This window comes from Streptomyces sp. NPDC041135 (assembly GCF_055592085.1).
In genome coordinates this window covers 1-11223 of sequence record NZ_JBVIYZ010000045.1, presented here as the reverse complement: position 1 = coordinate 11223, position 11223 = coordinate 1, and the positions used below count along the sequence as shown (strand labels likewise).

The 11223-nt window shown below is 77.3% G+C and carries 2 protein-coding genes; both read right to left on the bottom strand.

From position 1 onward, the window contains the following. Nucleotides 1-155: 155 nt before the first annotated feature. Entirely contained in the window at nt 156-1763 is a 1608-nt protein-coding gene (locus ACZ6CZ_RS36155; protein WP_469030007.1) for a DHA2 family efflux MFS transporter permease subunit, read from the bottom strand. 73 nt (nt 1764-1836) lie between these two features. After that, entirely contained in the window at nt 1837-11217 is a 9381-nt protein-coding gene (locus ACZ6CZ_RS36150) for an SDR family NAD(P)-dependent oxidoreductase (protein ID WP_469030022.1), read from the bottom strand. Between the last annotated feature and the right edge of the window lie 6 nt (nt 11218-11223).

The window sequence follows — 11223 nt, the reverse complement described above, 5'->3', positions numbered from 1 at the left end:
TCTCACCTGCCGCTCCGACAACCGAGACCTACACGGCCCTGCAGACGCTCTTTCCCGACACGACCCTCTTCCGATCTGGGAGATCCCGCGGCACCTCGCCTTAGGCCGGGTCCGGGGGACGGCGGTCGCTCGCGGCGCCGCCCGGGTGGGGACGGTCAGGCGGTCTTGGCGTCCGCCGCCGGACTGCCGGCCGGCTGCTGTGCCGCCGCGGCCGCCGGCCGGCGGGCGTGGGAGGTGGCCGCGAGCGCGGCGACCAGACCGGCCGTCAGGGCGCAGACGGGCAGCAGCAGGGTGGAGTGCAGCATCGCCAGGTAGCCGTCGGCGTAGACCTGCCGGGCCAGCCCGGCGGCCCTGGCGGCCAGGTCGGCCGGCACGGCGGCGGCCACGTGGTGGGCGCCGGCGTCACGGGCGGCGTCGGTGGCGAAGGCGCCGGTGTAGTCGTCCCGTACGCCGGCCGGGAGCCGCTCGGAGGTGGCGGCGGCGCCCGAGCGGACCTCGCTGATCAACTGGTGCTGCATGATCGCGCCGACCACGGCGGAGCCGATCACCGAACCGAGCTGCCGGATGGTGTTGTTGACGCCCGAGGCCGCGCCGGCGAGCTGCGGCTGGACGGCGCGCATGGCCTCGGCGGCCAGCGGGGCCAGCAGGCAGCCGGTGCCCATGCCGGTGACCAGCAGCGCCGGGGTGAAGGTGTACCAGTGGCTGTCGGGGCCGGCGAGCAGGCTGATCAGGCCGATCCCGGTGCCGTACATGACCAGGCCGAACATCAGCACGTACTTGCCGCCGATCCGGTCGGACAGGCGGCCGGCGAGCGGTGCGACGGCCATCGACACCAGCGGGGAGGGGGCCAGGGTGAGGCCGGCCCGCAGCGGGCTCATGCCGAGGCTGGACTGGAGGTAGATGTTGAACGGCAGCACCAGTCCCAGCATGGACAGGGCGACCAGGCCGGTGGTCAGGGACATCAGGGTGAAGTTGCGGTTGCGGAACACCGCGAACGGCAGCAGGGGTTCGCCGCTCTGCCGGGCCCGCTGGTGCAGCAGGAACACCGCACCCAGGACGATGCCGGCGCCGACGCAGGCGAGGATCGGGCCGTTCCAGTCGTAGCGCTGGCCCTCCTGGAGGCCGAAGCACAGGGCGAGCAGGGCCGCGCTGGCCAGCAGGACGCCGGTGACGTCGAAGCGGTGGGCGCGGCCGGTGCGGATGTCGGGCACCACCAGCAGGGTCAGCGCGATGACGGCGAGGCCGACGGGGACGTTGACGTAGAAGATCCAGCGCCAGCCCGCCGCGCTCACCAGCAGTCCGCCCAGGGTCGGCCCGGAGATGGTGGCCACGCCGGCCACCGACCCCCACACGCCCATGGCGGCGCCGCGCCGGTCGGCCGGGAACACGGCCACGATGAGGGTCATGGTCTGCGGGCCCATCAGTGCCGCGCCCAGGCCCTGCACGGCCCGGGTGGTGATGAGTTCGGCCGGGTTCTGGGCCAGGCCGCAGGCCACGCTGGCCAGGGTGAAGACGAGGACACCGGCCAGGAAGAGCGTCCGCGGCCCGTACAGGTCGCCGAGCCGGCCGGCGGTGATCAGCAGGACCGCCAGCACCAGGGCGTACGCGCTGACCACCCACAGCACCTGGTCCAGCGAGGCCCCGAGGTCGGCCATGATGTCGGGCATCGCGACGTTGACGATGGTCAGGTCCAGCAGGGTCATGTAGAACCCGAGGGCCAGTGCGGTCAGCACTGCCCAGGGGTTGCCGCGCCAAGTGCTCACGCGAGCCTCTCTTCCATCTCCGGGTACCTCCGGTGTGTTGCGGATCTCTTGGGGGGTGCGGTGGTCCGGGGCGTCAGTCGAGCAGTCCCAGTTCGTCGTCGAGGGCGGCGAACAGTTCGTCGTCGGTGACGGAGTCGAGGTCCTCGGGCTCGGCGGCCCGGGCGGCCTGCCAGGTGCGCAGCAGACCGGCCAGCCGGCCGCCGAGGCCGGCGTGTTCCGCGGTGCCGGCGGTGCTGGTGAGCAGGGCTTCGAGGCGGTCGAGTTCGGCGGTGAGCGAGGTGGGCCGGGCGGTTTCGGCGGGGGCGAGCCGGTCGGTGAGTTCGGCGGCCAGGGCGGAGGCGCTCGGGTAGTCGAAGGCGAGGGTGGCGGGCAGCGGCAGTCCGGTGGCGGCGATGAGCCGGTTGCGCAGGTCCACGGCCGTCAGTGAGTCGAAGCCGAGTTCGGTGAAACCGCGTTCGGCGCCGATGCCGCGCGGGTCGGCATGGCCGAGTACCTGGGCGATCTCGGTGACCACCAGGTCCTGGAGGACGGCGTGCCGTTCGTCGGCGGTGAGCGCGGCCAGCCGGGCGGTCAGCGCGGCGGGTCCGGCCGGGCCGGCGCCGGCCGCGGCGGCGCGGCGGACGGGGACGCGGACCAGGGAGCGCATGAGCGCGGGCGGTTCGCCGGCGGCGGCCCGGCCGCGCAGTGCAGCCTTGTCCAGGGCGGTGGCGACCGGTGCCGGGTGCGGGCCGGCCAGGGCCCGGTCGAGCAGGTCCAGCGCGAACCCGGGGCTCATGGGGGCGATGCCGGAGCGGGCGAGGCGGGCCAGGTCGCTCTGCCCGAGTTCGTCGCCCATGCCTCCGCCGCCGCCCCACAGGCCCCAGCCGATGGAGGTGGCGGGCAGTCCGGCGGCGTGGCGGTGGTGGGCGAGGGCGTCCAGGAAGGCGTTGGCGGCCGCGTAGTTGGCCTGGCCGGGGGTGCCGATGGTGGCGGCGACGGAGGAGAACAGCACGAAGGCCGCGAGGCCGCTGTCCCGGGTCAGTTCGTGCAGGTGCCAGGCCGCGTCCGCCTTCGGCCGCAGCACGGTGTCCAGGCGGGCGGGGGTCAGCGCGGTGAGCACGCCGTCGTCCAGGACGCCGGCGGTGTGCACGACGGCGGTCAGCGGGTGCGCGGCCGGGACGGCGGCCAGCAGCGCGGCGAGCGCCTGGCGGTCGGTGGTGTCGCAGGCCACCACGTCGGCCTCGGCTCCCAGCGCGGTCAGCGAGGCGGTCAGTGCGGCGGCGCCGGGCGCGGCGGGTCCGCGGCGGCTGACCAGCAGCAGCCGGCGGGCGCCGTGCGCGGTGACCAGGTGCCGGGCGACCAGGCCGCCCAGCAGTCCGGTGGCGCCGGTCAGCAGGACGGTGCCGTCCGGGTCGAACGGCGTTCCCGCCGGCTGTCCGGCGGGGTTCGCGGCGGCGGGAACGAGCCGGGGCACATACGCCGTCCCCTCGCGCAGCGCGAGCTGCGGTTCGCCGGCGGCCAGGGCCCGGGTCACGGCCGCGGGCAGGGTCCGCGCGGACGCGTCGTGGCCGTCGGTGTCGACGAGCAGGACGCGTCCCGGGTACTCGGCCTGCGCGGTCCGCACCAGCCCGCCGACGGCGGCACCGGCCGGGTCCGGCACCTCCCCGGGCAGCACGGCGGCGGCTGCCCGCCCGACCAGCACCAGCGGCACGGCGGCCGGCTCCTCCCGCGCGGCCCAGTCCTGGAGCAGTGCGAGTACGGCGGTGAGGGCGTGGTGCGCGGCTAGGGCGGGGGCGGGCCGGCCACCGGTGCCAGCACCGGTGCCGGTGCCGGGCGGCGTGTCCGGGGCGCTGCGGGTCAGCTCCGCGACGAGGACGTCCGGCACCGGTCCGGTGGCCGCCTCCGCGAGGGACGCGGCGCGCGTGAGGGCTGCCACGCCGGGCAGCGTGGTGGGCAGGAGCGGGGCGGACGGGGCGGGCAGGAGCGTCCAGTGCCCCGCCGGCGCGCCGTCGGCCGGGACGTCGAGGCGCTGCCAGTCCACGGTGAGCAGTCCGGCGGCGGGGTCGGCCGGGAGGTCCGCTCCGGCCGGCAGGGCCCGCAGGGCGAGGGAGTCCACGCGGGCCACCGGGGCGCCGGAGGGGTCGGCGAGGTCCAGGGTGACACCGCCGTCCGCCGCGGCCGGCGTGATCCGCACCCGCAGGGCGGTGGCACCGGTGGCGTGGAGGGCCAGGCCGCTCCAGGCGAACGGGATGTGCGCCTGGTCGGGGCCGGTCGCCGCGCCGGGGCCGGCCGGGCCCAGCGCCAGCGGCCGCAGCGCCGAGTCGAGCAGCGCCGGGTGGATGCCGAAGCCGGCGGGGCCGGTGTCCGGGGAGGCGTCGGCGGGCAGCCCGACCTCCGCGTACAGGGTGCCGTCGTGCTGCCAGAGGGCGTGCAGGCCCTGGAACGCGGGCCCGTAGTCCAGTCCGGCGGCCGGCAGGCGTTCGGCGAGATCTGCGGGGTCGACGGGTTCGGCGCCGGGCGGCGGCCAGGTCCGTGCCCACTCCTGCGGTGCCGGAGCGCCGTCACCGGTGCGGGACAGGGTGCCGGCGGCGTGCCGGGTCCAGTCGGCGGAGCCGTCGTCGGGGCAGGAGTGCACGGTGAACGGGTGGCGGCCGGTGGCGTCGGCGGGTCCGGCGGACACCTGGAGCCGCAGCGCGCCGTCCTCGGGCAGCACCAGCGGCGCCTGGAGGGTGAGGTCGTCGACCCGGTCGCAGCCGAGCTGGTCGCCGGCGTGCACGGCGAGGTCGGCCAGGGCGGCGCCGGGCAGCAGGGCCCGGCCGCCCACCAGGTGGTCGGCGAGCCAGGGGTGGGCGGCCAGCGACAGCCGCGCGGTCAGCAGCAGCCCGTTGCCGTCGGCGAGGGGCACGCTCGCTCCGAGCAGCGGGTGCTCGGCGCCGTCCTGCCCGCTCGCGCCGGCGTCGGCCGCGGCGGCGGGGGCCTGAAGCCAGTACCGGGTGCGCTGGAAGGCGTAGGTGGGCAGGTCGACGCGGCGGGCGCCGTGCCGGGCGAGCCGGTCGAGCCAGTCCGCGGGGGCGCCGCCGGCGACCGCGAGGGCGACCGGCCCCCGGGTGTGGGCGGCGGCGAACGCGGTGGCGGTGGTGCGGTGTTCGGGGCGTCCGGCGCGCAGTGCGGACGTGGCCACGGCCGGCTCGCCGTCGGCGCCGCTCAGCCCGTCGGACGCGGCCTGCACCATGGCGGTCAGCACCGGGTCGGGGCCGAGTTCCAGGTAGGTGGTCACGCCCTGCTCGTGCAGCGTGCGGATGCCGTCGTGGAAGCGGACGGTGCCGCGGATGTGCCGGGCCCAGTAGCCGGGGTCGGTCAGTTCCCCGGTGGTGGCGAGGCGGCCGGTGACGTTGGAGACGACCGGGATCGCCGGGGCGTGGAAGGTCAGCGTGGCGGCGATCCGGGCGAACTCCTCCAGCACCTCGTCCATGTGCGCCGAGTGGAAGGCGTGGCTGACGGTGAGCCGGTGCGTCTTCAGGCCCGCCTCGCGTGCCCGGGCGGCCAGTTCGCCCACCGCGTCGGCGTCCCCCGAGACCACCGTGGCGGCCGGACCGTTCACCGCGGCCAGGTCGACCCGGCCGGGATACGCGTCGAGCAGCGGCCGTACGTCCGCCTCGGCGGCGCGGACCGCGAGCATCGCCCCGCCGCCGCGGGCGGCCTGCATCAGCCGTCCGCGGGCCGCGACCAGTGCGCAGGCGTCCGCCAGGGACAGCACGCCGGCGGCGTGGGCGGCGGTGAGTTCGCCGACGGAGTGCCCGATGAGCAGGTCGGGGGTGAGGCCCCGGTGTTCGGCGAGCCGGAACAGGGCCGTCTCGAGGGCGAACAGGGCGGCCTGGGTGTACCGGGTCTGGTGCAGCAGTTCGGACTCGCCGAACACCACCTGCCGCAGCGGCTGGTCCAGGTGGACGTCGAGGTGGGCGCAGACGGCGTCGAAGGCCTCCGCGAACACCGGCTCGGTGTCGTACAGTTCCCGGCCCATCCCGGGGCGCTGGCTGCCCTGGCCGGTGAACAGGAACGCGGTGCGGCCGCGGCCGGTGCCGCCGCCGCGCAGCAGGTGGGGGGAGTCGGTGCCGCGGGCGAGCGCGTCGAGGCCGTCGAGGAAGCCGGTCAGGTCCTGCGGGGAGCCGCTCAGCACCGCCGCCGTGTGGTCGAACACCGAGCGGGTGGTGGCCAGGGACAGGGCGATGTCGGCCGGGCTGGGGGCCGCTTCGGAGGTGGCGAACTCCCGCAGCCGCAGCGCCTGTTCGCGCAGCGCCTCGGCGGAGCGGGCGCTGAGCACCCAGGGCAGCGGGCCGGTGTAGGGGTCGGCGGGCGCGGTGGCCGCGGGCGGCGCGGGCCGGGGTGCGGCGGGTTCCTCGACGATGACGTGGGCGTTGGTGCCGCTGATGCCGAAGGAGGAGACGGCGGCGCGGCGCGGGCGCTCCCGGCCGGGCCACGGCTGTTCGTCCGTGAGCAGCCGGACGGCGCCCGCCGTCCAGTCGACGTGCGGGGTGGGGGCGTCCACGTGCAGGGTGCGCGGCAGCAGCCCGTGCCGCATCGCCATCACCATCTTGATGATCCCGCCGACGCCGGCCGCGGCCTGCGAGTGGCCGATGTTGGACTTCAGCGAGCCGAGCCACAGCGGCAGCTCGGGGTCGTGGTGCCGGCCGTAGGTGGCGATCAGCGCCTGGGCCTCGATCGGGTCGCCGAGCGTGGTGCCCGTGCCGTGCGCCTCGACGGCGTCGACGTCGGCGGCGCTCAGCCGGGCGTCGGTGAGCGCCTGCCGGATGACCCGCTGCTGGGCCGGGCCGTTGGGCGCGGTGAGACCGTTGCTCGCCCCGTCCTGGTTGACGGCGCTGCCGCGGATCACGGCGAGGACGTCGTGGCCGTTGCGGCGGGCGTCGGAGAGCCGCTCCAGCACGAGCAGACCGGCGCCCTCGGCCCAGCCGGTGCCGTCGGCGGACTCGGCGAACGCCTTGCAGCGGCCGTCCGGGGAGAGGGCGCGCTGCCGGGAGAACTCGATGAACGTGGTCGGTGTGGACATCACGGTGACGCCGCCGGCCAGTGCCAGGGTGCACTCCCCCTCGCGCAGTGCCCGTACCGCCAGGTGCAGGGCGACCAGCGAGGAGGAGCAGGCGGTGTCGACGGTGATCGCCGGGCCCTCCAGGCCGAAGGTGTAGGCGACCCGGCCGGAGGCGACGCTGCCCATGCTGCCGTTGGCGAGGTGGCCCTCGTACCCTTCGGGCGCCGGGTGCAGCCGGGAGGCGTAGTCGTTGTACATGACGCCCGCGAACACGCCGGTGCGGCTGCCGCGCAGGGTCTGCGGGGGGATGCCGGCCCGCTCCAGGCCCTCCCAGGCGGTCTCCAGCAGCAGCCGCTGCTGCGGGTCGGTGGCGAGGGCCTCGCGGGGGCTGATGCCGAAGAACTCCGCGTCGAAGGCGTCCGCGTCGTACAGGAAGCCGCCGTCCTTGGAGTAGCTGCGGCCCACCCGGTCCGGGTCCGGGTCGTACAGGTCGGCGACGTTCCAGCCGCGGGTGGCCGGGAACTCGCCGACGGCGTCGACGCCGTGCCGCACCAGCTGCCACAGGTCCTCGGGCGAGGTCACTCCGCCGGGGTAGCGGCAGCTCATGCCGACGATGGCCACGGGGTCGTCCGCGTGCGCCGCCGTACGCCTGTCGGCCGGGGGCGCGTCGGTGTCGTCGGCGGGCCGGTCGCCGTCACCGGCGGCCAGCTCGGTCAGGTGGTCGGTGACCGCGCCGGGGGTGGGGTGGTCGAAGACGAGGGTCGGGGAGAGCGTCAGACCGGTGGCCGCGCCCAGCCGGTTGCGCAGTTCGACGGCGGCGAGCGAGTCGAACCCGGCCTCGCGGAAGGGCCGCGCCTCCTCCACCCGGGCCGGGTTGTCGTGCCCCAGCACGGTGGCGACCTGCGCGAACACCAGCGTGGCGACGGCCGCCCGGCGTTCGTCCGGCGGCAGCGCGGCGATCCGGCGCGCCCAGGCGCCGTCGGCGCCGCCCGCCGCCCGGCCGGTCCGGCGGGCCGGGGTCCGCACCAGGGCGGTCAGCACGGCGGGCAGCTGCCCGGTGCCGGCGTCGGCGCGCAGCGCGGCGACGTCGATCCGGGCCGGGACGAGCGCCGGCCGGCCGGTGGTGAGGGCGGCGTCGAACAGGGCGAGGCCCAGCGCCGTGTCCATCGGGGCGATGCCGCCCCGGGTCATCCGGGCCAGGTCGGCCTGGTCGAGGTGTCCGGTCAGGCCGGTGGACTCGCCCCACAGGCCCCAGCCGAGCGAGGTGGCGGGCAGCCCGTGGGCGTGCCGGTGCCCGGCCAGGCCGTCCAGGAAGCCGTTGGCCGCGGTGTAGTTGGCCTGGCCGGGGTTGCCGAGGGTGGCGGTGACGGAGGAGAACAGCACGAAGGCCGCGAGGTCGCTGTCCCGGGTCAGCTCGTGCAGGTGCCAGGCCGCGTCGGCCTTCGGTGCGAGGACGGTGTCCAGCCGCTCGGGGGTCAGTGAGGTGACCGTGCCGTCGTCGAGGAGGCCGGCCGTGTGCACGACGGCGGTCAGCGGACGGGTGGCCGGGATCGCGGCCAGCAGCTGTTCGACGGCTTGGCGGTCGGTGACGTCGCAGGCGGCGAAGGTGACCTCGGTGCCCGACGCGGCGAGCGCGGCGGCCAGTTCGGCGGCGCCGGGTGCGTCCGCGCCGCGCCTGCTGGCCAGCAGCAGCCGGCGGGCGCCGTACCGGTCGGCCAGGTGCCGGGCGAACAGCCCGCCGAGGGTGCCGGAGGCCCCGGTGACCAGGACGGTCCCCTCGGGGTCGAGGGGCGGCGCGGGCGCCGCGCCGGCCGGGTCCGCCACCCGCACCAGCCTGGGCACCAGCGGCTGTCCGTCGCGCAGGGCGAGCTGCGGCTCGTCACCGGCGAGGGCGCCGGCCAGACCGCCGGCCTCGCCGTCCGTCAGGTCGGCCAGGGTGAAGCGGCCGGGCTGCTCGGTCTGGACGGTGCGGAGCATGCCCCACACGGCCGCGCCCGCCAGGTCCGTGACGTCGTCGCCGTCACGTGCGGCGACCGCGCCCGAGGTGACCACGGTGAGCCGGACGCCGCCCGCCTCGGGCCGCCCGAGCCACTGTTGCAGCTCGCCCAGCACGTGATGGGTGAGGCGGTGGGTGCGGCCGGGTACGTCGCCGTCGTCGTCCGCCGCCGCGGCGAGGAGGACCTGGCCGGGGAGCGGCTCGCCGGCCGCGGCGGAGTCCAGCAGGGCGGTCGTGCCGGGGTACCGGACGGCCGTGACGCCGGCCTCGGTGAGCGCGGCGGTGAGCCGCGCGACCGCCGGGGAGTCGGGTCCGACGACGGCCCAGGCGCCGGTGCCGGCCCCCGCTGCGGGTGCGGTGGCCGGTGCGGGCGTCCAGTCGAGGGCGTACAGCGACCGGGTGCCGGCCGCGGCCGCGAGCGTGCCGCCCGGGACCCGGCGCAGCGCGAGCGACTCGACCCGGGCGACGGGGTGCCCGGCGTCGTCGGTGACGTCCAGGGCCAGGGTGTCCGGGGCGGTCGCGGTCAGCCGTACCCGGACCGAGCGGGCGGCGGGCGCGAACACCTGCACTCCCGACCAGACGAACGGCAGCCTGGGCTCGGCCGCCCGCCCGCCGTCGCCGTCGTCGGGCAGCAGACCGGCGTGCAGCGCCGCGTCCAGCAGCGCCGGGTGGATGCCGAACGACGCCGCGTCCCCGGCGAGTTCGCCGGGCAGCTCCACCTCGGCGAAGCCGTCGCCGTCGCGCCGCCAGGCAGCCCGTACGCCCTGGAAGCCGGGCCCGTAGGTGTAGCCCTGTCCGGCCAGGACGTCGTACAGCCGGGCCGGGTCGACGGGTTCCGCGCCCTCGGGCGGCCACTCGCCGGTGACGGGCTCCGGGTCGGCCGGGGCGGGCTCGAGCAGGCCGGAGGCGTGCCGGGTCCAGGCGGTCTCGCCGGGGTCCGTGCCGGCCTCGTCGGCGGGCGGCTGTGCGGGGCGGGAGTAGACGCTCACCGCGCGGCGGCCCGAGGCGTCCGGCGCGTCCACCGCGACCTGCACCTGCACACCGTCGGCGGACAGCGGCAGCGGCGCCTCCAGCGTCAGGTCGGCCAGGCGTTCGCAGCCCGTCTCCCGGCCGGCGCGCAGCGCCATCTCCACGAACGCCGTGCCGGGCAGCAGTACGGTCCCGGCGACGGTGTGGTCGGCGAGCCAGCCGTGGGTCCGCAGCGACAGCCGGCCGGTGAACAGCAGCCCGTCACCCCCGGCCACCGGCACCAGGGCGCCGAGCAGCGGATGTCCGGCGGCCCCGAGCCCGGCCGCCGTCACGTCACCGGCGGGCCGCGCCGCCGTCAGCCAGTAGTGCTCCCGCTGGAAGGCGTACGTCGGCAGCGCCACCGGCGGGGTCGCGGGCAGCAGCCGGGCCCAGTCGACGGTGGTGCCGCGCACGTGGTGGCGGGCGGCGGCGAGGAGCAGGGAGGCGGCGGGCGACGGCCGGCCGCCCCGCGGGAGCACGGTGTGCGGCCCGCACTCGACGTGGGCGGTGATGCCGTCGCCGAGCGCCGCCGCCCCGTCCTCCGGGTACGCCGTCTCGCGCAGGCAGCGCAGCCAGTACGCCGGGTCGAGCGCGGCCGGGTCGAGCGCCGCCCCGGCCGCCGTATGGACGGGGATCGCGGCGGTGCCGGGCCGTACGGACGCCAGCGCGGCCAGCGCCTCCTCGTCGTCGCCGTCCCCGGCCGCGAGGGGGGCCGTGACCACGCGGGCCGCGTCCGCCAGGCTCAGCACCCCGGCCGCGCAGGCGGCGGCGACCAGTCCCACGCCCTGCCCGGCCACCGCGTCGGGCACCACACCGAGGGTCCACCACAGCGCGGCCAGCGACACCTCCACGGCCCATAGGACCGCCCGCGCGACGTCCTCCCGCTCCGCGCCGGGCGCGTCCGGCGCCCCGCTCAGCACGGCCCGCAGGTCCCAGTCGACCAGGCCCGCGAGGGCCTGCGCGCACTCGTCGAGGTGGGCGGCGAACTCCGGTACCTCGTCGGCGAGCCGGGCCACCGCGGCGGTCCAGGCGTCGCCGCCGCCCACGCCGGCCGGGAACACGAAGGCCGTTCCGCCCCCGCTCACCTCACCGGTGACGACCCCGTCCGCCGACCGCCCCGCCGCGAGCGCCGACAGCCCCGCGAGCAGCTGCGCGCGGTCGGTGCCGACGGTGACGGCGCGGTGTTCGAAGGTGGCCCGGGTGGTCGCCAGCGCACGGGCCACCGCGGCCGGCGCGAGGTCCGGCTGGGCCTCGACGAAGGCGGCGAGACGGGCGGCCTGGTCGCGCAGCGCCTCGGCCGTGCGCGCGGAGATCACCCACGCGACCGATCCCGGGGCCTGCACCGGCTCGGGCCGGTCCTGGGGCTCCGGTTCCGGCTCGGGCCGGGGTGCCTGCTCGATGATGACGTGCGCGTTGGTGCCGCTGATCCCGAA